Source organism: Streptomyces sp. NBC_00597, assembly GCF_041431095.1.
GTDB lineage: Bacteria > Actinomycetota > Actinomycetes > Streptomycetales > Streptomycetaceae > Streptomyces.
The window spans coordinates 3,483,849-3,510,404 of the sequence record NZ_CP107757.1 but is presented as its reverse complement, the minus strand read 5'-3'; the positions used below and the strand labels follow the sequence as shown (position 1 = coordinate 3,510,404).

Here is a 26,556-nt window from a genome sequence, read left to right as displayed (position 1 = left end):
CCGAGCGCGCCACGGGCCCTGCAAGCCGTACGGGCCGGCCCTACAGGCCCTCGGCCCCGCGGTTGCGCAGGCGCTGGCCGTACTGCTGGAGGACCCAGAGCTCCTCCTGGACCGCCGCCAGCTGCTCCGGCGGGGCCTGCGGGCCCAGGCGCGACATCGTTCCCTGGATCTCGTGGACCCGCCGGTCGACCGCGCGCAGCCGGACCTGGACCAGCTGCACGCCCGCGTAGACCTCGTCCACCGTCTTGGCGTGGATGGCCTCGACCGCGAGCTCGGTGACGAGCGCGCGGACCGTGTCGTTCGGCGCGGCGTCGCGGACCCGGGCCAGGTAGTCGTCGGTGCCCAGGGAGGCGCCGCCCGCGGCCTGGATGGCCTCGCGGACCGCCGCGTACGGCGGGGCGGTGAACTCGTCCACCCCGTACGCGTCGAAGGCCGGCGAGACCAGGGCCGGCCGCTGGAGCGCCAGCTTGAGCAGCTCGCGCTCGGTGCGGTGCGCCGGGCTGCGCAGGTTCAGCGCCGGTCCGCCCGCGGCCGCGGCGGAGGGCGCGGCTGCCGCCTCGTAGGAAGACGAGGACGAGGACACCTGGCGGCCGCGGCCCTGTTGCTGCCCGCCCGGCTGGTTGCCCCGCTCCCGCGCCCAGCGCGCCAGCTGCGCGACCCGCTTGACCACGAACTGCTCGTCCCGGATGCCGAGCATCCCCGCGAGCTGGACCGCCGACTCGTGCTGGATCGCGATGTTCTTGATGTTGGCGACGACCGGGGCGGCCTCGTCCAGCGCGGCCGCCCGGCCCGCCGGGTTCTCCAGGTTGTGCCGGGCGACGATGTGGCGCAGCGCGAACTCGAACAGCGGGGTCCGGGCGTCCACCAGCCCGACCACCGCCGCGTCCCCCTGCGCCAGGCGCAGGTCGCACGGGTCCATGCCGCCGGGGGCGATGGTGATGGAGGTTTCGGCGGCGAACTTCTGGTCGTCCTCGAAGGCGCGCAGCGCGGCCTTCTGGCCGGCCGCGTCACCGTCGAAGGTGAAGATCACCTCGGCGGTCGCGTTGTCCATCAGCAGGCGGCGCAGGATCTTGATGTGGTCGCCGGCGAAGGCGGTGCCGCAGGTCGCGATCGCGGTCGTGACCCCCGCCATGTGGCAGGCCATCACGTCCGTGTAGCCCTCGACCACCACGGCCCGCGAGGTCTTCGCGATCTCCTTCTTCGCCAGGTCGATGCCGTACAGCACCTGGGACTTCTTGTAGATCGCCGTCTCGGGCGTGTTCAGGTACTTCGGCCCGTTGTCGTCGTCGCGCAGCTTGCGCGCGCCGAAGCCGACCACCTCGCCGCTGATATCGCGGATCGGCCACATCAGACGGCCGCGGAAGCGGTCGATGGGCTTGCCGCTGCGGCTGTCCTGGGCCAGGCCGGAGGTGATCAGCTCCTTGTCGCTGAAGCCCTTGCCGCGCAGGAAGCGGGTCAGGTGGTCCCAGCCGGCAGGGCTGTAACCGACGCCGAAATGCTCGGCCGCGGCCTGGTCGAAGCCGCGCTCCGCGAGGAACCTGCGGCCGATCTCGGCCTCGGGGCTGCCCAGCTGGTCGACGTAGAACTGGGCGGCCGCCTTGTGCGCCTCGACGAGCCGGATGCGCTCGCCGCGGCCGCTGGTGCCCGCGGTGTACCCGCCCTCCTCGTACCGGAGGGTGATGCCCGCCTGGCCCGCGAGGCGCTCGACCGCCTCCGAGAACGACAGGTGGTCGATCTTCATGATGAAGTCGAGGGTGTCCCCGCCCGCCTGGCAGCCGAAGCAGTGGTAGAGACCCTTGCTGGGGCTGACCTGGAAGGACGGGGACTTCTCGTCGTGGAAGGGGCACAGGCCCTTGAGGTTGCCGCCGCCCGCGTTGCGCAACTGGAGGTAGTCGGAGACCACGGCATCGATCGGGACCGCGTCCCGTACCGCCTTCACGTCGTCGTCGTTGATCCGTCCTGCCACCCGTGAAGTCTACGGCCGGGTGCCGGCAAACCCGTCAGGCCCCCTCGGCCGGCAGGAGGGAGCCAAGCGGAACCGACGGGTCCGCCAGCGCCTCGCGGTTGACCGGCGCTTTCGACCGGATCAGGGCCTGGATGTGCTCGGTGACGTCCCACACATTCACGTTCATCCCGGCCAGCACCCGCCCGTCCGCCAGCCAGAACGCGATGAACTCCCGCTTGGCCACGTCCCCGCGGATCAGTACCTGGTCGTAGCCGCCCGCCGGGGCGTACCCCGAGTACTCCAGGCCCACGTCGTACTGGTCGGAGAAGAAGTACGGCACCCGGTCGTACGACACCTCCTGCCCCAGCATCGCCCGCGCCGCGGCCGGGCCGCCGTTGAGCGCGTTCGCCCAGTGCTCGACCCGCAGCCGGGTCCCGAGCAGCGGGTGGTGCGCGGCGGCCACGTCGCCGACCGCGAACACGTTCGGATCGCTGGTGCGCAGCGAGGCGTCCACGGCGATGCCGCCGCCGTGCTGCCGGTCGACCAGGGCCAGCCCGGAGGTCTCGGCGAGCGCCGTCCGCGGCGCCGCCCCGATCGCCGAGAGCACGGCGTGCGCCGGGTGCTCCTCGCCGTCGTCGGTCCGGGCCGCCAGCACCATGCCGTCCTGCCCGATGATCTCGGTGAGCCGCGAACCGAAGTGGAAGCGGACCCCGTGCTCGGCGTGCAGGTCCCCGAACAGCCGGCCGACCTCCGGCCCGAGCACCGCGTGCAGCGGGGTTGCCAGCGGTTCGACCACGGTGACCTCGGCCCCGTACCCGCGGGCCGCGGCGGCGACCTCCAGGCCGATCCACCCGGCGCCCGCGATCAGCAGGTGGCCGTTGTCCCGGCCGAGGGTGGCCAGTACGCCCTTGAGCCGCTCGGCGTGGGCGAGCCGGCGCAGGTGGTGCACCCCGGCCAAGCCCGTCCCCGGGATGTCGAGGCGACGCGGCTCCGCCCCGGTGGCCAGCAGCAGCTTGTCGTAGTGCAGCGCCGTGCCGTCGCCGAGGACCACCTTCCGGGCATCCCGGTCCAGCTGGACGGCGGGCTGGCCGAGGTGCAGCTCGATGTCGGCCTTGGCGTACCAGGACGGCTCGTGGACGAAGACGCTGTCCCGCTCCTCCTTTCCCTGGAGGTAGCCCTTGGACAGCGGGGGCCGTTCGTAGGGGTGGTCGCGCTCGTCGCCGACCAGGATCACCCGCCCCGTGAACCCCTCGGACCTCAGCGTCTCAGCCGCCTTGGCCCCGGCGAGCCCTGCGCCGACGATGACGAACGTCCGGTGTGCGTCGACCACCTGATGCCTCCTCATAACCTCTCCGCCACATGCGAGCACATGCGAGCGTCCCGCACCGAGCCTGCCGCGTGAAGGGGGAGTGGCCCGATCGGCTCACCCTTCGGACCGGCGCGCGCGCCGTGTGAGCCGGGCGTGCAGGGAGCGCGCGGAGGCGTCCGTGAGCGCCGCGATCTGGTCGATGACGGCGCGTTTGCGGCCCCTGTCGTCGGGCGCGGCATCGAAGATGGCCCGGAACTGCGGGTCCAGTCCCTCGGGCGCACGGGCGCTGAGCGCCTCGGCGAGTTCGGCCAGGACGATGCGCTGGTCGGCGCGCAGCCGCTCCTGCTCGTCGCGCTGCATCACGTACAGGTCGGCCACCGCCTTCAGGACCGCGCACTCGTTGCGCGCCTCGCGCGGGACGACGAGCTCGGCCGCGTACCGGGTCAGCCGGCCGGAGCCGTACGCCTCGCGGGTGGCGCCCTCGGCGGCCAGGCAGAACCGGCCGATCAGCTGGCTGGTGGCGTCCTTGAGGCGGGCCTGGGCGACGGCCGACCCGTCGTACCCGTGCGGCCACCAGTCCTGCTCCATCAGCCGGTCGAGGGCCTCCCGCAGCTCCTCCGGCTCGGTGTCGGCCGGCACGTACCGGCCGATCGCGACCTGCCAGATGGAGGCGCGCTCGGGCTCGGCGAAGAGGAGGTTGGGATCGAGGTGCCCGGCGTGCAAGCCGTCCTCGAAGTCGTGGACGGAGTACGCGACATCGTCCGACCAGTCCATCACCTGGGCCTCGAAGCACTTGCGGTCCGCGGGAGCGCCGCGCCGCAGCCACTCGAAGACCGGCAGGTCGTCTTCGTACGCGCCGAACTTGACCGAGTCGGGGTCGGTGGGGTGGCCGCCGCGGGCCCAGGGGTACTTGGTGGCGGCGTCCAGGCAGGCCCGGGTGAGGTTGAGGCCGACGCTGACCAGCTCGCCGGTGGCCGGGTCGGGCACGAACCGCTTCGGCTCCAGGCGGGTCAGCAGGCGCAGCGACTGGGCGTTGCCCTCGAAGCCGCCGCAGTCCTTGGCGAACTCGTTCAGCGCCTCCTCGCCGTTGTGCCCGAACGGCGGGTGGCCCATGTCGTGGGAGAGGCAGGCGGCTTCGACGAGGTCGGGATCGCAGCCGAGGGCCGCGCCGAGCTCACGGCCAACCTGGGCGCACTCCAGAGAGTGCGTCAGGCGGGTGCGGGGGCTGGCGTCCCAGTCGTAGGAGCGGCTGCCGGGGGTGACCACCTGGGTCTTCCCGGCGAGTCGGCGCAGCGCGGCGGAGTGCAGCACGCGGGCCCGGTCGCGCTGGAAGGCGGTCCGGCCGGGCCGTTTGTCGGGCTCGGTGGCCCAGCGCTCGGTGTCGGACGCGTCGTACGGGGCGTTCGGGACGAGGTGACGGACGGGTGCGCTGCCGGTGCCTTCCATGCCTTCCATGCTCAGACGGTAACCGGAAACACCGACAAGACGACCAATCTGAGCAATCCGAACCAACGCGGTCTTATGCGGTGGCCAGTTTCAGCGGGGTCGGAGAGGTGAGGGGCGTCTGCTGCCGGGCCAGGGCCTCGTCATAGCGCCGGAGTACGAGGCGGGCCAGGGCAGGGTGGTCGCCGAGCGGGGCGGCCGCCGGTCCGGGCGCTGCGGCGGCGCTCTGCGCGGCGAAGCGCCCGGGCGCGGTGAAGTACGAGGCCACGGCGACCCGGTGGTGGCCGCGGGCCGTGAGGGCGCGGACGGCGTCGGGAACGGTGGGGGCGGCGGCGGAGGCGTAGGCCGGTACGACCGGCGCGCCGCCGAGGCGTTCGGAGAGCAGGGCGGCGGTGCGGCGGGTGTCTGCCGCCGAGTCGGGGTCGCGGGAGCCGGCCGCGGCGAGTACGACGGCGGGTCCCCGGTCGCAGCCGGTGCCGCGGTTGCCGGGGCCGCCGGGGTCGGCGCTCGGGGTCCAGCCGGCCTCCAGGAGGCGCTCGTACAGGGCCTCCACCAGCAACGGATGGGGGCCGAGCGGGGCGGCGACGCGGGTCTCCAGATGGGCGGCGCGAGCGGCGGCCGCGGGGAGGTCCCGCTTGACGTGGTGGCCGCGGCCGAGGAGCAGCGGGACGAGCACGGCAGCGCCGCTGGTGTGCCGGAGGGTGTCGCCGAGCAGCGGGCGGTTCAGCTCGACGTGTCCGAGCTCGACGTCGAGGCGGGGGCGGAGCTCACGGACCCGGTCGAGGAGGGCCAGGACGGCGGGGAGGGCGCGGGGATCGCGGCTGCCGTGCGCGACGGCGACGAGGGTGGGCTGCATGCGGGGACTCCGTCGGACCGGCCCCCCGCCGCGCGCCACGGGCGCAGTCCGCTGAGCTGCGTGCCGAGTTGGGTGGTGATCCGGGTCAGCAGCTCCGTGGCGGTGGCGGGGGGAAAGGGGAGGGACAGGGACTCGGGAGGGTGCACCAGCTCCGTCATGAACCGATCCTGCGGCCCGGAGATTGCGGGTGCGTTGCGCGGGGGTGACGGGTGTTTACCAGCACCTCACCCGCTCATTCGTACGGGTGAAAGGCGGGGGGCGGGGAACTGGACGTCGGGCGTAGATCGTCAATGTGTGCGAACGGCGTGTGGGCAAGCGGGGGGATCGACCATGAAACTGATGCCGGGCTGGATGAGGACGGTGGCGGGGCGGCGGCGGACCGTCCAGGCGGTGGTGGCCGGGTGCGTGCTGGCGCTGCTGCCCTCGGCGTGGACGCATGCGGCGGCCGCGGACCGGTTGCGGACCACGGCCGATGCGCCGGCCGCCGAGGTGGCGGTGGTGTTCGGGGCGGGTCTGTGGAACGGGAGGCCGACCCCGTACCTGGCCAGACGGCTCGACGCCGCCGCCGAGCTGTACCGCACGGGCAAGGCCAAGGTCGTGCTCGTCACCGGGGACAACAGCCGCACCGAGTACGACGAGCCCGACGCGATGCGGACGTACCTGACGGCGCACGGGGTTCCGGCCGACCGCATCGTCAGCGACTACGCCGGCTTCGACACGTGGGACTCCTGCGTCCGCGCCAAGGAGATCTTCGGGGTGAAGCGGGCGGTGCTGATCAGCCAGGGCTTCCACATACGCCGGGCCGTGGCGCTGTGCGGCGTCGCGGGCGTGGACGCGTACGGAGTCGGGGTCGACGACGAGCACGACGCGACCTGGTATTACGGCGGCACGCGCGAGGTCTTCGCGGCCGGCAAGGCGGCGCTGGACGCGGCCTTCAAGCCGCAGCCGCGGTTCATGGGGCCGAAGGAGCAGGGGGTGTCGCGGGCCCTGGGCACTCTGGCAGACTGACGCGCCGTCGGCCGCCTATGCCGATTAGTCATATGGCAGTGTGTCCGCCTCGGTGGCAGGGGTGGGGAACCGTGGCTGTTGTGGATCTGGGCGGCAAGGCCGTCGTCATCACGGGGGGAGCCCGTGGGCTGGGCGCGGCGACCGCCCGGGCCGTCGTGCAGGGCGGCGGCAGCGTCCTGATCACCGACGTGCTGGAGGAGGAGGGCGCGCAGACGGCCCCGCCGTCGGGCTCACCGGCTTGGCCCTCACCGCCGGGTACCGGGCGTCCAAGTGGGGCCGGCTGCTGGTCCGGCCCAGCCCCAGCCCCCAGCCCCGTGGCCCAGCCCGGTCCCGGCCAGAGCATTCGGGCAGCCTCGCAGCCGCGGGGAACTGCGTGCGGGCCCGGCTAGCGTTGTGTGTCGCTGCCGGTCGACGGCGGGTACCTCGTCCTCGACGTCGTAGTCGTCCGGGACCGCATCGTGTGCGCGGAGGTCCCGTACCGGCCCGAGTTCCGCCTGCCCTCACCGGGCTCCGGCAGGCGTGCTGAGGTGCTCGTACAGGAGGCGTAACCGGGGGCGGCGGCCCGCGTAACACCACCGGCGCAGGCTGGGCCGTATGCACACCCCGGACTCCGCCACCGCCACGCACTGCCCGTACTGCGCGCTGCAGTGCGGGATGTTCCTCCGTCCTGAACCGGGTGGCGCGACGGTCGTGGTGGAGGAGCGGGCCGCTTTCCCCGTGAACCGGGGTGCGCTGTGCGGCAAGGGGCGCACCGCCCCCGCCGTGCTCTCCTCCCGGGTGCGCCTGACCGGGCCGCTCGTCCGCACCCACGCCACAGGAGCACTGGAGCCGGCCACCTGGGAGGAGGCCCTCGGCGCCGTCGCCGAGGGCCTCGCCCGGACGGGCCGCACGCACGGGCCCGACGCGGTCGGGGTGTTCGGGGGCGGCGGGCTCACCAACGAGAAGGCCTACGCGCTCGGCAAGTTCGCCCGCGTCGCCCTGCGGACCTCGCAGATCGACTACAACGGCCGCTTCTGCATGTCCTCGGCCGCCGCCGCCCACCAGCGGGCCTTCGGCCTGGACCGCGGACTCCCCTTCCCGCTGGAGGACGTCCCGCGGACCGGCTGCGTCATCCTCGTCGGCTCGAACCTCGCCGAGACCATGCCGCCCGCCCTGCGCTACCTGACCGAGCTCAAGGCGAACGGCGGCACGCTGATCGTCATCGACCCGCGCCGGACCCGGACCGCCGAGCAGGCCGACCTGCACCTCGCCCCCCGCCCCGGGACCGATCTCGCCCTCGCGCTGGGCCTGCTGCACCTGATCGTCGCCGAAGGCCGCACCGACGAGGAGTTCATCGCCGACCGCACCACCGGCTGGGAGGAGGCCCGCGCCGCAGCGATGGCGCACTGGCCGGAGCTGGTCGAGCGGATCACCGGCGTGCCCGTCCCCAAACTCCGCGAGGCGGTCGCCCTGTTCTGCGCACCGTCCTCCGCGATGGTCCTGACCGCCCGCGGACCCGAGCAGCAGTCCAAGGGCACCGACACCGTCGGCGCGTGGATCAACCTGTGCCTGGCCACCGGCCGCGCCGGCCGCCCGCTCTCCGGGTACGGCTGCCTCACCGGCCAGGGCAACGGTCAGGGCGGCCGCGAGCACGGCCAGAAGGCCGACCAACTCCCCGGCTACCGCAAGCTGACCGACCCGGCCGCGCGGGCGCACGTCGCCGAGGTCTGGGGCGTCGACCCCGACAGCCTGCCCGCCCCCGGGCGCAGTGCGTACGAACTCCTCGACGCCCTCGGCACGGACGTGAAGGGCCTCCTCCTCATGGGTTCCAACCCGGTGGTCTCGGCCCCCGATGCCGCCCGCATCGAGGACCGCATCCGCTCCTTGGAGTTCCTGGCGGTGGCGGACGTGGTCCTCTCCGAGACGGCGGCCCTCGCGGACGTGGTCCTGCCCGTCACCCAGTGGGCGGAGGAGACCGGCACCACCACCAACCTGGAGGGCCGCGTCCTGCTGCGCCGTCGCGCCCTGACCCCGCCGCCGGGGGTGCGCACCGACCTGGAGGTCCTGCACGGCCTGGCCGCCCGCCTGGGCATCGAGAAGGGCTTCCCCACCGCCCCCGAGGAGGTCTTCGAGGAGCTTCGCCGTGCCTCGGCCGGCGGCCCGGCGGACTACTCGGGCATCTCCTACGCCCGCATCGAAGCCGAACAGGGCGTCTTTTGGCCCTGCCCGCAGGAGTCCCACCCCGGCACCCCGCGCCTGTTCCTCGACCGCTTCGCCACCGACGACGGCCGGGCGCGCTTCGTCCCCGTCTCCCACCGCGACGCGGCCGAGATGCCGGACGCCGAGTACCCGGTCCTGCTCACCACCGGCCGCGTGGTCGCCCAGTACCAGTCGGGGGCCCAGACCCGCCGCGTGGACGAGCTGAACGAGGCGGCCCCCGGTCCCTTCGTGGAGCTCCACCCGCGCCTCGCGTCCCGTATCGGCGCGGTCGAGGGCGCCCCGCTCGCGGTCGTCTCCCGCCGCGGCCGCGCCGTGGCCCCGGCCCGCATCACGGACGCCATCCGCGCGGACACGGTCTTCATGCCGTTCCACTGGCCGGGCGAAGGCCGCGCCAACTCCCTGACCAACCCGGCCCTGGACCCCACCTCCCGCATGCCCGAATTCAAGGTCTGCGCGGTCCGCGTCGAGCCGGTGTGACCCAACGGTCCGGTCACGGGCCGGACTTGGGGGTGCGTCGGCCACCGGGCCCGGCCGGCGCGGGGGCACGCGGGTGCCGTAGGCGGACATTGCGCCGATCCTCTCGGACATGCGTCCGATCCGCATCGGGATTCCCGGCGGGGGGTAACCATCCGGTCACGCACCGGACTCAGAAAGTGCACGCACGCCCCTCGTGGCAGTGATGTGTCGTACTCCACACTGAGGTGCGGTGCCCCCGTCCTCGGAGCCCTGGAGGTCGCCCCCGTGCAGACCCAGATCCTGACCGTCAACGTGAGCCCGCCCGTGCACGACGCCGAGGCCACTGCGGGTGAAGAGCCCGAGGTCGACGCCGTGGACGACGAGCCCGAAGAGCCCGAGGTGCTGGAGCTGATCGAGCCGGCGCCCGAGCCGCGCCGGCGCGCGGACAGCGGCGGAGCGGGCCCTTCCGCCGACCTGTTCCGGCAGTACCTGCGCGAGATAGGCAGGATCCCGCTGCTCTCCGCCGCCGAGGAGGTCGAGCTCGCGCGCCGCGTCGAAGCCGGCCTGTTCGCCGAGGAGAAGCTGGGCGGCAGTCCCGACCTCGATCTGCGGCTCGCCCTCGACCTCGACAAGCTCGTCGTCATGGGGCGGATGGCCAAGAGGCGCCTCATCGAGTCCAACCTGCGGCTCGTCGTCTCCGTCGCCAAGCGCTACGTGGGCCGCGGGCTGACCATGCTCGACCTCGTGCAGGAGGGGAACCTCGGGCTCATCCGGGCCGTTGAGAAGTTCGACTACGCCCGCGGGTACAAGTTCTCCACCTACGCCACCTGGTGGATCCGGCAGGCCATGTCGCGGGCCCTCGCCGACCAGGCCCGCACCATCCGCGTGCCCGTCCATGTCGTCGAGCTGATCAACCGCGTCGTGCGCGTCCAGCGCCGCATGCTCCAGGAACGCGGGTACGAACCCACCGCCGAAGAGGTCGCCGTTCATCTGGAGCTGACGCCCGAGCGCGTCCTGGAGGTGCTGCGCCTCGCCCAGGAGCCGGTCTCGCTCCACGCGCCCGTCGGTGAGGAGGACGACGTCGCCCTCGGCGACCTGATCGAGGACGGGGACGCCGCCTCGCCCATGGAGTCCGCCGCGTTCTTCCTGCTCCGCGAACACCTGGAAGCCGTCCTGTCGACCCTCGGCGAGCGCGAGCGCAAGGTCGTCCAGCTGCGCTACGGCCTGGCCGACGGCAGGCCCCGCACGCTGGAGGAGATCGGGCGGATCTTCGGCGTTACGCGCGAGCGGATCCGCCAGATCGAGTCCAAGACGCTCAACAAGCTGCGTGACCACGCCTTCGCCGACCAGCTCCGCGGCTACCTGGACTGAGAAGGGGTGCCCCCGGCGAGAGGGCACCCCTGGCACGGCATCGGCCGACGCTAGTCGACCTCGGCCACCGCCTGCGCGAACTGCGCCGCGTACAGCCGCGCGTACGCGCCCTCCGCCTCCAGCAGCTCCTCGTGGGTGCCCTGCTCCACGATCGAGCCGTTCTCCATCACCAGGATCACGTCCGCATCGCGGATCGTGGACAGTCGGTGCGCGATCACGAAGGACGTACGGCCGTGCGCGAGGCGCGCCATCGCCTTCTGGATCAGCACCTCGGTACGGGTGTCCACCGAGCTCGTTGCCTCGTCGAGCACCAGGATCACCGGGTCCGACAGGAACGCCCGGGCAATGGTGATCAGCTGCTTCTCGCCCGCGCTGACGCCCGCGCCCTCGTCGTCCAGCACGGTGTCGTAGCCGTCGGGCAGGGTGCGGACGAACCGGTCCGCGTGGGCGGCCCGCGCCGCCTCCTCGATCTCGGCGCGGGTGACCTCGCGGGCCGCACCGTAGGCGATGTTCTCTGCGATGGTCCCGCCGAACAGCCAGGTGTCCTGGAGCACCATGCCGATGCTGCCGCGCAGTTCCTCGCGGGTCATCTTGGCGATGTCCACCCCGTCGAGGGCGATCTCGCCGCCCGTGACCTCGTAGAACCGCATCAGCAGGTTGACGAGGGTGGTCTTGCCCGCGCCGGTCGGGCCGACGATCGCGACCGTGTGGCCGGGCTCGACGGTCAGCGACAGGTTCTCGATGAGCGGCTTGTCCGGCTCGTAGCGGAAGGCCACCTTGTCGAGCGTGACCTGGCCGCGGACCTGCTCCGGCCGCTCCGGGACCTCCGCGTCCGGCTCCTGCTCCTGCGCGTCGAGCAGCTCGTACACCCGCTCCGCCGAGGCGACACCGGACTGTACGAGGTTCGCCATCGACGCGACCTGCGTCAGCGGCATCGAGAACTGGCGCGAGTACTGGATGAAGGCCTGCACGTCACCGATCGACAGGTTGCCCGAGGCCACCCGCAGACCGCCGACGACCGCCACCAGCACGTAGTTGATGTTCGAGATGAAGAACATCACCGGCTGCATGATCCCGCTGACCAGCTGCGCCTTGAACGAGGCCCGGTACAGCGCCTCGTTGTGCTCGGCGAAGATGGCCGCGGACTCCTTCTGACGGCCGAAGACCTTGACCAGCGTGTGGCCCGAGTACATCTCCTCGATGTGCGCGTTGAGCGCGCCCGTCGACTTCCACTGCGCCACGAACTGCGGCTGCGACTTCTTGCCGATCTTCGCCGCGACGAAGACCGACACCGGGATCGTCACCAGCGCGACCAGCGCCAGCAGCGGGGAGATCCAGAACATCATCGCCAGCACGCCGACGATCGTCAGCAGCGAGTTGAGCAGTTGGCCCATCGTCTGCTGGAGCGTCTGCCCGATGTTGTCGATGTCGTTGGTGGCCCGGCTGAGCACTTCGCCGCGCTTGTGCCGGTCGAAGTACGACAGCGGCAGCCGCGACAGCTTGGCCTGGAGCTCCTCGCGCATCCGGTACACGGTGCCGTTCATGATGTGGTTCGACAGCCGCGTCGCGACCAGCATCAACAGGCCGGCGAGGGTGAACACCACCAGCGCCCAGATCGCCACGACGCCGACGGCACCGAAGTCGATGCCCTCGCCGGGGGTGAAGTCGGTGCCGGACAGCATGTCCGCCATCCCGCCCTGGCCCTTGGCGCGCAGCCCGTCCAGCGACTGCTGCTTGGTGATCCCGGCCGGCATCTGACGGCCGACGATCCCCGCGAACACCAGGTCGGTGGCCTGGCCCAGGATCTTCGGGCCGACGACCGAACAGGCGACGCTGCCGACGGCGGCGGCGACCATGCCCCACAGCTTGACCCGGTCGTGCGCGATCTGGCTCAGCAGCCGTTTGCCCGAGCCCTTGAAATCCAGGGACCGCTCGGCCGGCCCCATCATCATCCGTCCTCCGGGCCCGCTCATGCGGCCTCCGCCTCCGTCAGCTGGGAGAGCACGATCTCCCGGTAGGTCTCGTTGTCGGCCATCAGCTCGTGGTGGCGTCCCTCGCCCACGACCTGGCCCTCGTCCAGCACGATGATCCGGTCGGCGTCGCGGATCGTGGACACCCGCTGGGCGACGATGACGACCGTCGCCTCCTCCGTCTCGCGCGTGAGCGCCGCGCGCAGCGCCGCGTCCGTCGCGTAGTCCAGGGCCGAGAAGGAGTCGTCGAACAGGTAGATCTCCGGGCGCTGCACCAGCGTGCGCGCGATGGCCAGGCGCTGGCGCTGGCCGCCGGAGACGTTCGTTCCGCCCTGGGTGATCGCCGCGTTCAGACCGCCCTCCAGCTCGGACACGAAGTCCTTGGCCTGCGCCACGTCCAGCGCGTGCCACAGCTCTTCGTCGGTGGCGTCGGGGCGTCCGTACCGCAGGTTGGAGGCGACGGTTCCGGAGAAGAGGTACGGCTTCTGCGGGACCATGCCGACCGTCCTGGCCAGCAGTTCCGGATCGAGACGGCGTACGTCCTCTCCGTCGACCAGCACATCGCCGCCGGTCGCGTCGAACAGCCGCGGGACCAGGCCCAGCAGCGTGGACTTCCCGCTGCCGGTGGAGCCGATGACCGCGGTGGTCTCGCCGGGACGGGCCACCAGGTCCACCCCGCGCAGCACCGGGACCTCGGCGCCCGGGTAGCGGAAGTCGGCGGCGCGCAGCTCCAGCTGGCCGCGCCGCACGAGCTCGCGCACCGGCTCGACGGGCGGGACGACGCTGGACTCGGTGTCGAGGACCTCCTGGACGCGCTCGGCACAGACCTCGGCGCGCGGAACCATCATGAACATGAAGGTGGCCATCATCACGGACATGACGATCTGCAGCAGGTAGGCGAGGAAGGCCGTCAGCTGGCCGATCTCCATCTCGCCGCTGTCGATGCGCATCGCGCCGAACCAGATGACGGCGACGCTGGAGATGTTCACGACCACGATCACCGTCGGGAACATCAGCGCGAGCAGCCGGCCGGCCGCGAGGGAGACCCCGGTCAGGTCGGCGTTGGCCTCGCGGAACCGATCCTTCTCGTACTCGTCGCGGATGAAGGCGCGGATCACGCGGTTGCCGGTGATCTGCTCGCGCAGCACCCGGTTCACGGTGTCCAGGCGGACCTGCATCTTCCGGAACAGCGGCCGGGTCCGGAAGACGATCGCGCCGACCGACAGGCCGAGGATGGGGACCACGGCCAGCAGGATGCCCGACAGCTTCACGTCGAGCGAGAGCGCCATGGCGATGCCGCCGATGCACATGATCGGCGCCGAGACCATCAGGGTGAAGGTCATCAGCACCAGCATCTGGATCTGCTGCACGTCGTTCGTCGTACGGGTGATCAGTGACGGCGCGCCGAACTGGCCGAGCTCGCGGGCGGAGAAGCTCTGCACCCGGTCGAAGACGGACGCGCGGACGTCGCGGCCGACGGCGGCCGCGGTACGGGCGCCGAAGTAGACGGCGCCGCAGTTGCACCCCAACTGGACGAGGGAGACGCCGAGCATCAGTGCGCCGGAGCGCAGGATGTAGCCCGTGTCTCCGCTGACGACACCGTTGTCGATGATGTCCGCGTTCAGCGTGGGGAGGTAGAGGCTTGCGCTGGTCTGCAGCAGTTGCAGCAGGACCAGTAGGGCGATCGGTTTCCGGTACGGACTCAGATGGGTCCGCAGAAGTCGTATGAGCACGCGCAGGCTCCGGTCAGCAAGATCGAGGGGGTTCACTCCATCTTCGGCCACCGCGCGGCCGATCCCCACCCGTTTTCGCAAAGGCCGGCCAAAAGGAGGAGACCGGCCGCCGGGCCTACTCCCGTGGCAGTAGGCCCCGCGCCCGAGCGGGCACCGGGGTGCTCGGCGGCTCAGCCCTGGAACGCCCCCGGGTGGATCTGCTCGCGCGTCGCGATGTACTGCTGGCGCACCCCCTGCCACGCCGGGTACTCCTCGCCCGGCTCGAAGACCTGCGCCGCCGGCCCCGGCCACACCGGCGGGGTGTGCGGGGCCAGCGTGCCCTGCTGCACCCCCAGCGCCCACGCGGCTTGGCGCGCCGCGCCCAGCGCGGCGTAGTCGGCCGGCGCCGGCACGACGATCTGCGTGCCGAACAGCCCGGGAGCGGCGGCCTGTACGGCGGGCAGCTCGGCCGCCGCACCCAGCAGGAACACCCGGCGGATCTCGACCCCGCGCGAACGCAGCACGTCGAGCGCGTCGGCCAGCCCGCACAGCATGCCCTCGAACGCGGCGCGCGCCAGGTGCTCGGGCTTCATCGAGTCCCGCCTCAGGCCGGCCAGGGTCCCGGCGCTGTGCGGCAGGTTCGGGGTCCGCTCGCCCTCCAGGTACGGCAGGAGCACGAGCCCGTGCGCACCCGGCGTCGACTTCAGCGCGAGTTCGGACAGACCTCGAAGGTCGGTGCCCAGCAGCTCGGCGGTGCCCCGCAGCGCCCGTACGGCATTGGAGACGTTCACTACCGGCAGGTGCATGCCACTGGCGTCGGCCAGCGAGGTGATCAGTCCGCCCGGCTCCGACAGCGCCTCGTGGTGCACGGCCATCACCGAGCCGGAGGCGCCCAGCGAGACCACCGCGTCACCGGGTCCGAGGCCGAGCCCGAGAGCTGCGGCCATGGTCTCCCCGGTGCCGGCGGAGATCAACAGCCCCTCCGGCGTCATCCCGGCGGCCTCGGCCGGCGGGAGCACCTCGGGCAGCAGCGCCATGTGCCCGAGCGCCAGCTCGACCAGGTCGGGGCGGTACGAACCGGTGGCCGCCGACCAGTAGCCGGTCCCCGAGGCGCCGCCCCGGTCGGTGGTCCGCCGGGCCGGACGGCCCAGCAGCTGCCAGACCAGCCAGTCGTGCGCGGACATCAGCACCGCCACCCGGCGGGCCGCCTCCGGCTCGGCGCGGGCCAGCCAGGCCAGCTTCGCCACCGGCTGGGCGGACTGCGGGACGGACCCGACGGCCTCGGCCCAGGCCTGCCTGCCGCCCAGCGCCTCGATGAGGTCGGCGGCGGCGACCTGGCCGCGCTTGTCGTTGCCGATCAGGGCCGGACGCACCAGGGCGCCCTGCTGGTCCAGCGGCAGCAGTCCGTGCTGCTGGGCGGAAACGCCTATGGCCTGGACGCCTTCGAGGAGCCCGCCGCCGGCGGCCTCGCCGAGGGAGAGCAGCCAGGCCTGCGGGTCGGTCTCATGGGGGTGGACACCCTCGGGATCGCCCGCGGGCTGCGGATGGGGCGCGTAGCCCTGGCGCAGGACGGCACCGGTTTCGGCGTCGCAGACGACTATGCGAGTGAAGGCGGAAGAGCTGTCCAGCCCGGCGACTATCCCCATGCGGAGAATTCTGCCGCACGCCGGACCGGGATCCGGCGCCCGGAGGCGCCGGATCCCGGGGGAACCCGCCGGCTCAGGTGTTGCTGGTGCCCCAGTCGTCCTCGGAGCCGCCGCCGGCCCGGTCACGCAGTCCCCGCACCCGCCCGGCCAGGGAGGACGGCACCACGCCACTGACCTTGTCGCTCACTGCGACGAAGGCCCGCCCGGCGTACCGCCGCCCCGTGTGTCCGACGGTCTCGGCGGTATTGCGCACCGCCGGGTTCTGCACGATCTCGCGGGCGGACTTCTTCAGCTGCTCGTAACGCTCGCGCCCGGCGCGCGTTCCGAGCACGTACCCGAGGGCCAGTCCGACCGCGAACGTGACCTTGTAGCGCATGCCTGCCACCCTTCGTCGTGTGGTGCCCGGCCTGCTGGCGATACCGATTGGCGGAGCACCCCCCTGCTTGCGCTAATCTATGACTCGCAACGGGCGCTCGCCCCCCGGCAAGGCCGGAGGTGGGCTGTTCGGCGCACCGCAGCAATCCCCTGTAGCTCAATTGGCAGAGCAGCCGGCTGTTAACCGGCAGGTTACTGGTTCGAGTCCAGTCGGGGGAGCGCAGTCCCCTGTAGCTCAATTGGCAGAGCAGCCGGCTGTTAACCGGCAGGTTACTGGTTCGAGTCCAGTCGGGGGAGCGTGAAAGAAAGAGGACCTCTTGCGGGTCCTCTTTCTTTTTTGCCCTGGTGGGGGAACCGGGCAGCCCTCAGAACGGTCTCCCTCAGCAGGCGAAGCCGATCATGCGGGGCATCCGAGGCAGGAGATCGTATGAGCGGCTATGCTGCGGCAGACGGCGCGCACACATGTACGCGCCACGCCGTGAAGGGGCGGTAGCTCAGCCGGTTAGAGCAGCGGACTCATAATCCGTCGGCCGTGGGTTCGAGTCCCACCCGCCCCACTGCGAGCCGCAGGTGCAGAAACGATTGCACCTGCGGCTTTGGCGTTTCCTGGGGCTGTCGGACCATCAACCGGGCAGAGGCCCCGGGTCCGCAACGGGCCGGAGCCGGGTGCGTCTGCCGGGGCGTCCGCCCGCTCTAGAAGTTCTCCGTCTCGTCCGCCAGGTGGCGCAGTACGTCGTTCAGGTCCTGGCGGCGGGCGTAGGCCGCGCGTTGGCGGTGGGCGCCCGAGCCGTCGCGCAGGAGGCCTCCCAGGGTCTTGGCCGCGTGGTCGAGCTCGTCCGACGCCGCGAGTTCCGTGGCGACCAGGTCCAGCAGGGCCTCCGCCAGGTCCGCCGCCGGGAGCTCCGCGCCCGTGTACGGGTCCAGACCGAAGCCCTCCAGCCCGTCGTGGGCCGCCCGCCAGCGCGCGAGGCGCAGTACGTCGTCCCGTAGCGCCGGTTCGGGACGCTGCTCCGCGATGTCCCGCAGGGCCGTCGCCACCAGGGCGCGGACCAGCTCGGCCTGGAGGATCGCCGTGTCGATGTCCGCGGACATGTCGGGTGCCCGGATTTCGAGCGTCGGCCAGTGCCCGGACGGGCGCAGGTCCCAATAGACCATCTTGGTGTCCAGTGCCGCCCCGGAGCCGAGCAGGGTCTGCACCGAGCGCCGGAAGTGGGCCGTGGACGTGAAGTGCGGGGGCAGTCCGGCGGAGGGCCAGCCCGACCAGGCCATCGCCCGCCAGCTGGCGTGACCGGTGTCACGGCCACCCCAGAACGGCGAGTTGGCGGCCAGCGCGATCAGCGTGGGCAGCCATGGTCTGACCCGATTGGACACCGCCACCGCCGTGTCCACGTCGAAGGTGCCGATGTGGATGTGGCGGCCGCAGCTGACCAGGGTGTCGGTGAGCGAGCCGAAGCGGCGGTGCTGCTCGCGCTGGCGCGGCTCGTCGTCGGTCAGGTGCAGCGGCCCCTCCACGGCCACGACCGGCGAGGGCGCGGCCAGCAACCGGCAGCCGTGGGCGCGGGCCGCCCGGGCGAGGGTGCGCCGCAAGGTGGCGAGCTCCTCGCGCAGCACGGTCGCGGAGCCTGCGACCGGGGTGGAGATCTCCACCTGGTAGCGGGTGCCCTCGGGGTGCACTTCGTGGGGCAGGCCCGCGGCGGTGGCCAGGACGAGCGGGGCGGCCGGAACCACCCGGAAGGTGTGGTTGTCGACGAGGAGGAACTCCTCCTCGACACCGACGGTCAACGGGGCCGTGAGGGGAGCCGCGTGGACGCCGTTGTCCGCGCTGCCGGTGCTCGTGGTGCTGTTGCCAGGTTCGATCACTACGCCTCCCTGGACATACGAGTCTTTTCATCATGAGCTGAACGCCACGGCGGAGCGCGGGTCGATTCAGTCAAATGTCCTGCGACAGTGGCGAGTTACCGGCAAGGAGCCGCCCGGTCTGAGGCCGCCGGTCAGCGTGGGGCGGCTGGTGCGGTGCGGGAAAATCCCGGGGTCCGGGCGGAGGGCCGCTGGTTATCATCCGCTGTGACCGGTACGAGCACTCCCACCCGACGCCCGACGCGGATATTCGCGGACCTGACCCCGCTGCGCACCTCACCGGACTACCGCCGGCTCTGGGTCGGCAGCACCATCTCCTGGATGGGCCAGGCGATGACCTCCCTCGCGATCTCGCTCCAGGTCTGGGACATCACCCGGTCCAGCTTCTCCGTCGGGCTCGTCGGACTCTTCTCGCTCGTCCCGCTCGTCGTGTTCGGCCTGTACGGCGGGGCCATCGCCGACACCGTGGACCGGCGCAAGCTCGGCCTGTACAGCTCCCTCGGCCTGACCGCCCTGTCGACGGCGCTGGCCGGCGCCGCACTGTTCGACTACCACCGGGTCTGGCTGCTGTACACGGTCGTCGCGCTCCAGGCGGTCTGCGGCGCCCTCAACGGACCCGCCCGGTCCGCGATGATTCCCCGGCTGCTCCCCGCCGAGCAGTTGCCCGCCGCCAACGCGCTGAACTCGGTGACCATGACCTCCGGGACGATGATCGGCCCGGTTCTCGGCGGACTCGTCGTCGGTTGGTGGGGCTACCAGGCCGCCTACCTGATCGACGCCGTCACCTTCTTCGCCGCGCTCTACGCGGTGTGGCGGCTGCCGGCGATGCTGCCCGCCCGGGAGAACGGCGGGCGGGGGCGGGCCTCCGTACTGGACGGGCTGCGTTTCCTCGGCACCCGGCCGAACATCAGAATGACGTTCTTCACCGACATGTCCGCGATGGTGCTGGCCAGCCCGAGGGCGCTGTTCCCGGCCGTCGCCGGGCTCTGGTACGGCGGCGACGCCAAGACCGTCGGCCTGCTGGTGGCCGCGCCCGCCGTCGGGGCACTGCTCGGAGGCCTGTTCTCCGGCTGGCAGGGCCGCATCCGCCGGCACGGCCTGGCGATCCTGCTGTCCGTCGCGGGCTGGGGGCTGGCCGTGGCCGTCTTCGGGCTCACCCGGAACCTGTGGCTCGGACTGTTTTCCCTGGCGGCGGCCGGTTGCGCCGACACCATCTCCATGGTGTTCCGCTCCACGATGATGCAGGCCGCGACCCCCGACGAGATGCGCGGCCGCCTCCAGGGCGTGTTCATCGTGGTCGTCGCGGGCGGGCCCCGGCTCGGGGACTTCCTCGCCGGGACCGCCGCCGACCTGACCTCCCCGGCCGTGGCGATCACGGGCGGCGGGCTCGCGTGCGTGCTCGTGCTGCTCCTGCTGGCCCTGCGCTGGCGAGGCTTCGCCCGCTACGACGCGAGGTCGCCGCAGGCGTGACGCGCGAGGCATGAGGCGTGAGGCGTGACGTGTGGCGCGTGACCCGTGATGAAGGCTCAGGCGTCGATCGGCTCCCGGGTACGTTCGCCGCCCGCACCGCCCGTGTTGACCGTGCCGGCCGGCTCGAACAGCAGGATCGAGACCTCCTCGTCCGCCGCCGGGCAGTGCTCGACCCCGCGGGGGACGACGTACAGCTCGCCGGGGCCGAGGACCACGTCCCCGTCACGGAGGCGGATCGTGAGGGTCCCGCTGACGACGAGGAACAGCTCGTCGGTGTCCTCGTGGCTGTGCCACACGAACTCGCCCTGGAGCTTGGCGGCCTTGACCTCGTAGTCGTTGATGCGCGCGATGCGGCGCGGGGCCCACTGCTCGTCGAACGCGGACAGCTTCTGTGCGATGTTCACCGGATGCGTTGTCATGGGGAGAGGCTGCCCGGGTGGGCCGGGGGCCGTCTTGTACGTTCCTGGCATGGCCGCGATCCGTCCGCGCAGCACCGTCTCCGCTTGGCAGCCGTCGGTTCCGGGCGTCGCCGAGGTCTTCCACGCCCGTTTCACCGACCACGCGTACCCCGCCCACGTGCACGACACCTGGGCGCTGATGATCCTGGACGGCGGCCGCGTCGACTTCGCGCTGGACCGGGAGCGGCACGGCGTCGGGGTTTCGGACGCGGTGATCCTGCTGCCGCCCGGCGTCGTGCACGACGGGCGGACCGTCACCGAGGCCGGCTTCCGCAAACGGGTGCTCTACCTCGACACCTCCGTCCTCCCCGAGCACCTGACCGGCGCAGCCGTCGACGCCCCACTGCTGCACGACCCCGCGCTGCGGGCACGTGTGCACGGGCTGCACCTGGCACTGGGCTCGCAGGAATCCCCGGCCGAGCGCTTCGAGGCGGACTCGCGGCTGGCCTTCGTCGGGGAGCGGCTGCGGATGCGGCTGGCGGGCCGGGAGAGTACGCCCGGCGGCGGGCCGGGCGGTGCGGGCACCGCCGTACGGCTGCGCGAGCTGCTCGATGCGCGGGTGGTGGAGGGGGTCACCCTCGCGCAGGCATCGGCCGAGCTGGGACACCTCCATCCCACGCACCTGATCCGCAGCTTCCGGCAGGCGTACGGGCTGCCGCCGCACGCCTATCTGACCGGGCGGCGGGTGGCCCGGGCGCGGCAGCTGCTGCTCGCCGGGATGCGGCCGGCGGCGGTGGCCACCGCGGCCGGGTTCTATGACCAGGCGCATCTGACCCGGCACTTCGGGCGGTACGTGGGGATCAGTCCGGCGCGGTTCGCCCGGTCCGGGCGGGTGTGAAGGGGGTCGGCGGGTCCGTTGTCGCCCGAGTGGCCGGTCCTGGTGCGTCGTGCCGGCCGGAGCGGCCGCGGAGGACCGGTCCCGTCCCTGCGCCCGGCCCCGGAGGGCCGCGCGACGGCGAACCAGGCCTCCGCCGGGCGCGCCGGGAACCGACCGCGCGCCGCCGTTGCGCGCGGGGGCGGGGGTCAGGCGGGGGCGACCACGCCGCGGGCGACGCCGAGGGCGACCAGGTCCTGGGGGCGGATGCGGAGCTGGTCCGCCGTGGACGGGGCCTCGGACGCGGGACGCTTGAGGATGGCCGCCGCCAGCTCGGGGGCGATCACCGAGAAGTAGCTGTCCGGGGTGACCCAGGTGTTCCCCGGTGCGGCCAGGGCCAGCGCCCCGCCCGAGCCTCCCTCGCCGATCAGGAGGGTGGTCACCGGGACCCCGGCCGCCGCGACCGCCGCGAACGTGTCCGCGATGGCCGCGCCGGCGCCGGCGTGTTCCGCGGCGGCGTCGTTGGCCGCGCCGGGGGTGTCGACCAGGGTGAGCACGGGGATCCCGAGGTGGTCCGCGAGGCGGATCACGCGGGCCGCCGTACGGTATCCCGCCGGGCGGGTCGCGGTGCCGCACTGGGCGGCGTACGCGACGGCCCGCCCCTCCCGCAGCCCGAACCCGCACAGCATCCCGGGGTCGACGGCGCCCGCCCGGTCCCCCGAGAGGGGGAGGCGGAGCGCGAAGTACGCGTCCAGGTACGCCCCGGCGCGCGGCCGGTCCGGGTGACGGGCCTGCCGTACGGCGTCCCAGCCGGTCGGCGGAGGAGGTACGTCCGACAGCGCCGCCGGGGGCTCGACCGGTTCGGCGGAGCGGGGCGCGGCCAGGACGCGGAGCCAGTCGGCCAGCGTCGCGGGCAGTTCGGCGGCCGGGACGACGGCGTCCACGTGGCCGGCGGCGTACTGCCCCTCGGCGGTGTACGCCGCCGGGTCCGCGTCCGCCGGCCGCACCCGGGAGCCGGCGAAGCCGACCTGGGCCCCCGGGAGCGCGAGCACCACGTCCGCCCCGGCGCCGAGCGTGGCCCAGCCGCCACCGGTGGTGGGATCGCGGAGCACGGCGATCTGCGGGAGCCCGGCGGCCCGGGTCAGGACGGACTGGCGTGCCACGCGCTGGAGTTGGGTCAGCGCGAGCATGCCCTCCTGCATGCGGGAGCCGCCGGTGGCGATCAAGGACACGAGGGGGAGGCGGTGTTCGCGAGCGTGGGTGTAGGCGGCTTCGAGCCGGTCTCCGGTGCGTTCGCCGAGCGAGCCGCCCAGGAAGCCGAACTCGAAGGAGATCACGGTGGTTTGACGGCCGCCGATGAGGGCGGTCCCGGTGACGACGGACTCCTGCTCGCCGGTCCGCGTGGTGGCGCGGGCGCGGGAGTCGTCGTATCCGGCCCAGGTCAGGGGGCCGTCGGGGGCGGAATCGCGCCGGGGGGCGGGGAGTTCGGCGAAGCTGCCGGGGTCGGCCACGGAGGCGATGGCCGCGCGGGCCGAGAGGCGGGTCGTCGTCACGGATTCACCCTATGGGGTCACGTCAGGCTCGGCAGGGGGAAAGCGATCTTCAGGGCGTAGGCGGCGACGAGGCCGTAGCCGAGGCGGAAGGTCCAGGCGCGGGCGGTGGGGGAGATCTTGCGGCCCGCGAAGGCGCCGAGGGCGACGAGGGTCTGCTGCCAGAGGAGGGAGGCGGCGGCGACGCCGCCGAGGAAGACGGCGGCGGTGGTGGGGGTGGTGAGGGTGGCGGCCTGGGCGGTGGTGAGGGCGGCGAAGTAGAGGGCGGTGGTGGGGTTCACGGCGGTGAGGCCGACGTACCGGGTGAAGGCCCGCGCCGCACCGCCCCTGCCGTCCGACCGGGCCCCGGTCCCTGCCCCGACCCCGGTCCCTGCCCCGACCCCGGTCCCTGCCCCGACCCGGGGCCCGACCTCGGCTCCGGTCAGGGGTTCCGGTGCGGGGACGTCGGTGGGGTGGGGCCCTGCGGGCGGCAGTTCCCCACCCCGCCCCTTCCCGAAACCGGGGCTCCGCCCCGGACCCCGCGCCTCAAACGCCGGCGTGGCCGAGGGGTCGGGGTTTCGTCCCGGTCCCTGCGCCTCAAGCGTCGGCGGGGTTGGGAGGGTGGGGCGCAGGCCGTGGGCGGCGATGCAGAGGAGGATCGCCGCCGAGGTGAGGCGGATCCAGGCTTCGATCGGGGAGACGTGCGAGGCCACCCAGGGGCCCAGGGTCGTGGCGAGGGCCGCGTAGGCGAGGTCGACGGTGGCGATGCCCGCCGCCGCGGCCATCGCCGTGCGGCGGTGCCGCACCGCCTCCTGGAGCAGCAGCACGCTCATGGCACCCATTGGCATGGCCACGCCCAGGCCCGCGACCGCGCCCGACAGCGCGGGGGAGAGGAATCCGTTCATGAGGGGAGGGTGGGGGGCGGGGGTGCGGGCGCAGCGGCGCATATCGGCCCCGGCTGCGAGAATCGCGGTATGGACCGCCTCGACAGGGAAATCCTCGGCATCCTGCAGCAGGATGCGCGGATCTCGTACCGTGACCTCGGCGTCCGCGTCGGGCTCAGCGCCAACGCGACCGCCGATCGGGTGCGCCGGATGCGGCGGGACGGGGTGATCCGGGGGTTCACCGTCATCGTGGATCCGGCCGCCGACACCCGGGGCGGGCTCGTGGTGTTCATCGATCTCGTACTGCGCCAGGACGTCAGCAACGACGAGTTCGAGGCGAAGGTCGCCACCCTTCCGGGGATCACCGAGGTGGTGCACGTGACGGGGGAGTACGACTACCTCGTACGGGCCCGGGCCGCCGATCCTGCCGCGCTCGACGCGCTGCTGCGTCGGCTCAAGCGGGAGGCCGGGGTGGCGCAGTCCAGTACCCGGATCGCGTTGCGGGCCGCCCACCGGCCGGCCTAGAACGCCGCCTGCCACCGCAGGGTCGTTCCGTGCGTTCCCTTCTCCGTGCGGCCGTCGTCGGTGACCGTCAGGCGGACGCGGGTCGGGGTCGCGTCCACGTCGACCTCGATCGACGTGACCGCCGGGCGGCGGTGGGCCGCGGCCAGGGCACTGCGCAGGGCGGACAGGAGGTCGCCCGCGGCCGGCTCCGCGACGAGGGCGTCGACCGCGCCCGCGAAGCGGACCGAGGGTTGGAAGCCCAGCAGGACCGCCGCCCCGCCCGTCTCCCGCAGGACCCGGCCGCGGAACGTCGTCGGCGCGTCGGTCGGCGGCTGCTGGAGGGCGAAGATGGCGGTGCGGACCTCCTGAATGGTGGAGTCGAGTTCGTCCACCGCCCGGCCGAGTTCGTCGCCGACCGTGTCCCCGGACGGTGCGGCCGCCGAGCGCTTCTTCGTGCTCTCCAGCATCATTTCCGTCGCGAACAGCCGCTGGACCACCAGATCGTGCAGGTCCCGCGCGATCCGGTCGCGGTCCTCGTAGACGGCCAGCTGCTCCCGGTCGTGCTGTGCGTCCGCCAGTACGAGGGCCAGTGCGGCTTGGGAGGCGAACTGCGAGGCCAGCAGCCGGTCCACGGCGTCGTACGGGCGCCCGCCGCGGGCCCGTGGCAGGGCGAGGGTGCCGATCAGCTGGCCGCTGCTCTGGAGCGGGAGCATCATGCTCGGGCCGAATCGTTCCCGCACGTGCGTGGTCATCCGCGGGTCCGTCGCCGAGTCCTCGATGAAGACGGGTTCGCCGCCGAGGAGTTGTTCCAGGACCGCCGAGCCGGGGGCGATGGCGGTGCCGATCAGGTCCCCGGTGTCCCCGTGGGTGGAGGCGGCCACGATCTCCATGCCGCCCTCCGGGGTCGGCTGGAGCACCACCCCGGCCGCCGCGTCGGCGAGCAGCCGGGCCCGTTCGGCCACGCACATCAGCGCGTCCGCGGCCGGGCGGCCGGCCAGCAGGGTCGTGGTGACGGCGGCGGCACCCTCGATCCAGCGTTCCCGGCGGCGCGCCGTCTCGTACAGCCGGGCGTTGCCGATCGCTATCCCCGCCTGGGAGGCCAGGACGCGCATCAGGGCGAGGTCCTCGTCGGTGAACGGCCCGCCGCCCTGCTTCTCGGTGAGGTAGAGGTTGCCGAACACCTCCGTGTGGACCCGGATCGGGACGCCCAGGAAGCTGTGCATGGGGGGATGGCCCGGCGGGAACCCGGCCGAGCGCGGGTCCTTCGACAGGTCCTCCAGCATCAGCGGGCGCGGATCGGTGATCAGCGCGCCGATCACGCCCGTGCGTCCGTCGGGCAGGTGGGGGATCGCGGCGCGTTCCGCCTCGCTCAGCCCGGCCGTGTAGAGCTCGGTCAGCCGCAGGCGCTCGGGGTCGATGACCCCGAGCGCCCCGTACCGGGCCGTGCACAGCTCGGTCGCCGATTCCACGATGTGCTGGAGGGTGGCCTGCAGCTCCAGTTCGGAGCCGACGCTGAGCACCGCCTCCAGGAGTACGGGCAGAGTCGCCCGTTCCGCGGGGTCGGCCGGCTCGGGCTCCGCGTTCGTCATTCGGCCAGCGGGTTGAGGACCATCGGGGCGATCTTCCCTTCGAGCATCATGCCGAGACCGAGGATGGCGCACACGTCCGGCCGCTCCGCGATGGCGACGGGCATTCCGGTGGCGTCGCGCAGCATCTGGTCCAGGCCCGGCAGCAGGGCGCTGCCGCCCACCATCATGATCCCCCGGTCCGTCAGGTCGGCGACCAGGTCGGGCGGGCAGTCGCGCAGCACCTTGCCGATGCCGTCGAGGACGGCGGTCAGCGGGGTGTGGATGGCGTCACGGACGGCGGCGGTGTCCACGTGGACGGAGCGGGCCAGCCCGGTGGCCACGTCGCGGCCGTGGATGAGGGTGGAGGCGGGGCCCCCGTCGGTGATGCCGTTGCCGTGCAGGGCCAGCTGGAGCGGCCGGACGGCCTGGCTGGGCAGCATCAGCTCGTGTGCGTGGCGCAGGTGCTGGACGACGGCGTGGTCGATGGCCTCGCCGCCGACCGGGATCCGCTGGGCGGTGACGATGGAGCCGAGGGAGAGGACGGCGACCTGGGTGGCGGCGGCCCCGCACACCATGATCATCGTCGCGGTCGGCTGCTCCACGGGCAGGCCGCAGCCGACGGCCGCCGCGATCAGGGTGTCGACGAGTTCGACGCGCCGGGCCCCGAGCCCGACCATCGTCTCGACGGCGGCCCGCTGGGCGAGCGGGTCGGCGTCGTGCGGGGTGCAGGCGGCGGCGCGCAGCCGGGGCTTGCGGCGCAGGGCGCGGCGCAGCTTCTCGCCGAGGAGGTGGCGCAGCATCCGCTGTGCCATCTCGATGTCGACGACGGTGCCGCCGGAGACGGGGCGTACGACACGGATGTAGTCGGGCGTGCGGCCCGTCATCCGCTCGGCGAACGTCCCGACCGCGATGAGTGCACCGGTACGGGTGTTGACGGCGGCGACGCTGGGCTCGTCGACGACCAGGCCGGCGCCCTTGACGTAGACGCGGGTCCTGGCGGCTCCCAAGTCGACGGCGACGTGGCAGCGGCGCAACTGCTCAAGACTGACGGTCACGGCAGATCCTCCCGAGAGCGCTAACGCAAGAAGACCGGCGACTGCCGGCTGCATTTCATATCTTCTCGGGCGAATGGGGTATAGCGCCCGTTGGGCTGCTCCGGCCGGGTGTGTCGCACGGGGCGAG

The 26,556-nt window shown here is 72.8% G+C and carries 21 protein-coding genes and 3 tRNA genes; 10 read left to right on the top strand and 14 right to left on the bottom strand.

Annotated elements, in window-relative coordinates; all coding sequences use genetic code 11:
* Nucleotides 1–40: 40 nt before the first annotated feature.
* The 4 genes from dnaG to OG974_RS15600 form a co-directional block, all read right to left on the bottom strand.
* Nucleotides 41–1,966 (bottom strand): DNA primase, encoded by a 1,926-nt coding sequence (gene dnaG, locus OG974_RS15615; protein WP_371643469.1) that lies wholly within the window; start codon nt 1,964–1,966, stop codon nt 41–43.
* Nucleotides 1,967–2,000: 34 nt separating this feature from the next.
* Nucleotides 2,001–3,275 (bottom strand): FAD-dependent oxidoreductase, encoded by a 1,275-nt coding sequence (locus OG974_RS15610; protein WP_328762683.1) that lies wholly within the window; start codon nt 3,273–3,275, stop codon nt 2,001–2,003.
* A 93-nt stretch (nt 3,276–3,368) separates the two neighbouring features.
* Nucleotides 3,369–4,709: a deoxyguanosinetriphosphate triphosphohydrolase gene (locus OG974_RS15605; RefSeq protein WP_327283322.1), complete on the bottom strand. Its 1,341-nt coding sequence runs from the start codon at nt 4,707–4,709 to the stop codon at nt 3,369–3,371.
* A gap of 64 nt (nt 4,710–4,773) precedes the next feature.
* Complete coding sequence (locus OG974_RS15600; protein ID WP_327283321.1) at nt 4,774–5,553, bottom strand: sirohydrochlorin chelatase; 780 nt, start codon at nt 5,551–5,553, stop codon at nt 4,774–4,776.
* Between the two features lie 330 nt (nt 5,554–5,883).
* Here OG974_RS15600 and OG974_RS15595 point away from each other — a divergent pair, with 330 nt between their 5' ends.
* The 4 genes from OG974_RS15595 to OG974_RS15580 all read left to right on the top strand — a co-directional run bounded on the left by OG974_RS15595 (nt 5,884) and on the right by OG974_RS15580 (nt 10,587).
* The gene (locus tag OG974_RS15595) at nt 5,884–6,561 is read left to right on the top strand and encodes an ElyC/SanA/YdcF family protein (RefSeq protein ID WP_327283320.1); all 678 of its coding nucleotides are present in this window, start codon (nt 5,884–5,886) and stop codon (nt 6,559–6,561) included.
* Nucleotides 6,562–6,956: 395 nt separating this feature from the next.
* A complete protein-coding gene (locus OG974_RS15590) occupies nt 6,957–7,109 on the top strand; it encodes a hypothetical protein (protein WP_371643467.1) in 153 nt (50 codons plus the stop codon).
* Between the two features lie 46 nt (nt 7,110–7,155).
* Nucleotides 7,156–9,237, top strand: coding sequence for a molybdopterin oxidoreductase family protein (locus tag OG974_RS15585; protein ID WP_371643465.1), 2,082 nt, complete (start codon nt 7,156–7,158; stop codon nt 9,235–9,237).
* Nucleotides 9,238–9,441: 204 nt separating this feature from the next.
* Nucleotides 9,442–10,587 carry an RNA polymerase sigma factor gene (locus tag OG974_RS15580; RefSeq protein ID WP_327283317.1) on the top strand — a complete coding sequence of 382 codons (1,146 nt, stop codon included), beginning with the start codon at nt 9,442–9,444 and terminating at the stop codon, nt 10,585–10,587.
* Nucleotides 10,588–10,637: 50 nt separating this feature from the next.
* On the opposite strand, the gene OG974_RS15575 is transcribed toward OG974_RS15580, so the two are convergent.
* The 4 genes from OG974_RS15575 to OG974_RS15560 form a co-directional block, all read right to left on the bottom strand.
* Complete coding sequence (locus OG974_RS15575; RefSeq protein WP_327283316.1) at nt 10,638–12,560, bottom strand: ABC transporter ATP-binding protein; 1,923 nt, start codon at nt 12,558–12,560, stop codon at nt 10,638–10,640.
* Complete coding sequence (locus tag OG974_RS15570; protein ID WP_327283315.1) at nt 12,557–14,290, bottom strand: ABC transporter ATP-binding protein; 1,734 nt, start codon at nt 14,288–14,290, stop codon at nt 12,557–12,559. The genes OG974_RS15575 and OG974_RS15570 overlap by 4 nt, the downstream gene beginning before the upstream one ends.
* 170 nt (nt 14,291–14,460) lie before the next feature.
* Nucleotides 14,461–15,915 (bottom strand): FGGY family carbohydrate kinase, encoded by a 1,455-nt coding sequence (locus OG974_RS15565; RefSeq protein WP_371643462.1) that lies wholly within the window; start codon nt 15,913–15,915, stop codon nt 14,461–14,463.
* Nucleotides 15,916–15,988: 73 nt separating this feature from the next.
* On the bottom strand, nt 15,989–16,291 hold the full coding sequence (locus OG974_RS15560) for a YtxH domain-containing protein (RefSeq protein WP_327283313.1): 303 nt from the start codon (nt 16,289–16,291) through the stop codon (nt 15,989–15,991).
* 145 nt (nt 16,292–16,436) lie between these two features.
* Between OG974_RS15560 and OG974_RS15555 the strand changes: the two genes are divergently transcribed.
* The 3 genes from OG974_RS15555 (at nt 16,437) to OG974_RS15545 (ending at nt 16,847) form a co-directional block, all read left to right on the top strand.
* A tRNA-Asn gene (locus OG974_RS15555) sits at nt 16,437–16,509 on the top strand.
* A 5-nt stretch (nt 16,510–16,514) separates the two neighbouring features.
* Nucleotides 16,515–16,587: transfer RNA gene (locus OG974_RS15550), tRNA-Asn, on the top strand.
* A gap of 186 nt (nt 16,588–16,773) precedes the next feature.
* Nucleotides 16,774–16,847 (top strand) — tRNA-Ile (locus tag OG974_RS15545).
* Nucleotides 16,848–16,983: 136 nt separating this feature from the next.
* Here the strand turns inward: OG974_RS15545 and OG974_RS15540 are convergent.
* The gene (locus OG974_RS15540; protein ID WP_371643460.1) at nt 16,984–18,150 is read right to left on the bottom strand and encodes a glutamate--cysteine ligase; all 1,167 of its coding nucleotides are present in this window, start codon (nt 18,148–18,150) and stop codon (nt 16,984–16,986) included.
* Between the two features lie 204 nt (nt 18,151–18,354).
* On the opposite strand from OG974_RS15540, the gene OG974_RS15535 reads away from it, so the two are divergent.
* Entirely contained in the window at nt 18,355–19,617 is a 1,263-nt protein-coding gene (locus OG974_RS15535) for an MFS transporter (protein ID WP_327283297.1), read from the top strand.
* Nucleotides 19,618–19,673: 56 nt separating this feature from the next.
* On the opposite strand, the gene OG974_RS15530 is transcribed toward OG974_RS15535, so the two are convergent.
* Nucleotides 19,674–20,036 (bottom strand): cupin domain-containing protein, encoded by a 363-nt coding sequence (locus tag OG974_RS15530; protein ID WP_327283296.1) that lies wholly within the window; start codon nt 20,034–20,036, stop codon nt 19,674–19,676.
* Between the two features lie 49 nt (nt 20,037–20,085).
* On the opposite strand from OG974_RS15530, the gene OG974_RS15525 reads away from it, so the two are divergent.
* The gene (locus OG974_RS15525; RefSeq protein WP_327283295.1) at nt 20,086–20,913 is read left to right on the top strand and encodes an AraC family transcriptional regulator; all 828 of its coding nucleotides are present in this window, start codon (nt 20,086–20,088) and stop codon (nt 20,911–20,913) included.
* A 185-nt stretch (nt 20,914–21,098) separates the two neighbouring features.
* Here the strand turns inward: OG974_RS15525 and OG974_RS15520 are convergent, their stop codons facing one another.
* Nucleotides 21,099–22,442, bottom strand: a complete 1,344-nt coding sequence (locus tag OG974_RS15520) for a carboxyl transferase domain-containing protein (RefSeq protein WP_327283294.1) — start codon at nt 22,440–22,442, stop codon at nt 21,099–21,101.
* 17 nt (nt 22,443–22,459) lie between these two features.
* Nucleotides 22,460–23,323: a LysE family transporter gene (locus OG974_RS15515; protein WP_371643457.1), complete on the bottom strand. Its 864-nt coding sequence runs from the start codon at nt 23,321–23,323 to the stop codon at nt 22,460–22,462.
* 69 nt (nt 23,324–23,392) lie between these two features.
* Between OG974_RS15515 and OG974_RS15510 the strand changes: the two genes are divergently transcribed.
* Complete coding sequence (locus OG974_RS15510) at nt 23,393–23,827, top strand: Lrp/AsnC family transcriptional regulator (RefSeq protein ID WP_327283292.1); 435 nt, start codon at nt 23,393–23,395, stop codon at nt 23,825–23,827.
* Here the strand turns inward: OG974_RS15510 and OG974_RS15505 are convergent.
* Both OG974_RS15505 and OG974_RS15500 read right to left on the bottom strand, forming a co-directional pair.
* Nucleotides 23,824–25,395, bottom strand: a complete 1,572-nt coding sequence (locus tag OG974_RS15505; protein WP_327283291.1) for a GAF domain-containing protein — start codon at nt 25,393–25,395, stop codon at nt 23,824–23,826. The genes OG974_RS15510 and OG974_RS15505 overlap by 4 nt on opposite strands.
* The gene (locus OG974_RS15500) at nt 25,392–26,429 is read right to left on the bottom strand and encodes a rod shape-determining protein (RefSeq protein ID WP_327283290.1); all 1,038 of its coding nucleotides are present in this window, start codon (nt 26,427–26,429) and stop codon (nt 25,392–25,394) included. The genes OG974_RS15505 and OG974_RS15500 overlap by 4 nt, the downstream gene beginning before the upstream one ends.
* Nucleotides 26,430–26,556: the final 127 nt, after the last annotated feature.

What these genes read in the sequence shown, in the direction of transcription:
- OG974_RS15605 (WP_327283322.1), bottom strand. Translation starts at nt 4,709, where the DNA reads ATGGAAGGCATGGAAGGCACCGGCAGCGCACCCGTCCGTCACCTCGTC.
- OG974_RS15600 (WP_327283321.1), bottom strand. Translation starts at nt 5,553, where the DNA reads ATGCAGCCCACCCTCGTCGCCGTCGCGCACGGCAGCCGCGATCCCCGC.
- OG974_RS15595 (WP_327283320.1), top strand. Translation starts at nt 5,884, where the DNA reads ATGAAACTGATGCCGGGCTGGATGAGGACGGTGGCGGGGCGGCGGCGG.
- OG974_RS15585 (WP_371643465.1), top strand. Translation starts at nt 7,156, where the DNA reads ATGCACACCCCGGACTCCGCCACCGCCACGCACTGCCCGTACTGCGCG.
- OG974_RS15575 (WP_327283316.1), bottom strand. Translation starts at nt 12,560, where the DNA reads ATGAGCGGGCCCGGAGGACGGATGATGATGGGGCCGGCCGAGCGGTCC.
- OG974_RS15565 (WP_371643462.1), bottom strand. Translation starts at nt 15,915, where the DNA reads ATGGGGATAGTCGCCGGGCTGGACAGCTCTTCCGCCTTCACTCGCATA.
- OG974_RS15560 (WP_327283313.1), bottom strand. Translation starts at nt 16,291, where the DNA reads ATGCGCTACAAGGTCACGTTCGCGGTCGGACTGGCCCTCGGGTACGTG.
- OG974_RS15530 (WP_327283296.1), bottom strand. Translation starts at nt 20,036, where the DNA reads ATGACAACGCATCCGGTGAACATCGCACAGAAGCTGTCCGCGTTCGAC.
- OG974_RS15525 (WP_327283295.1), top strand. Translation starts at nt 20,086, where the DNA reads ATGGCCGCGATCCGTCCGCGCAGCACCGTCTCCGCTTGGCAGCCGTCG.
- OG974_RS15515 (WP_371643457.1), bottom strand. Translation starts at nt 23,323, where the DNA reads ATGAACGGATTCCTCTCCCCCGCGCTGTCGGGCGCGGTCGCGGGCCTG.
- OG974_RS15510 (WP_327283292.1), top strand. Translation starts at nt 23,393, where the DNA reads ATGGACCGCCTCGACAGGGAAATCCTCGGCATCCTGCAGCAGGATGCG.
- OG974_RS15505 (WP_327283291.1), bottom strand. Translation starts at nt 25,395, where the DNA reads ATGACGAACGCGGAGCCCGAGCCGGCCGACCCCGCGGAACGGGCGACT.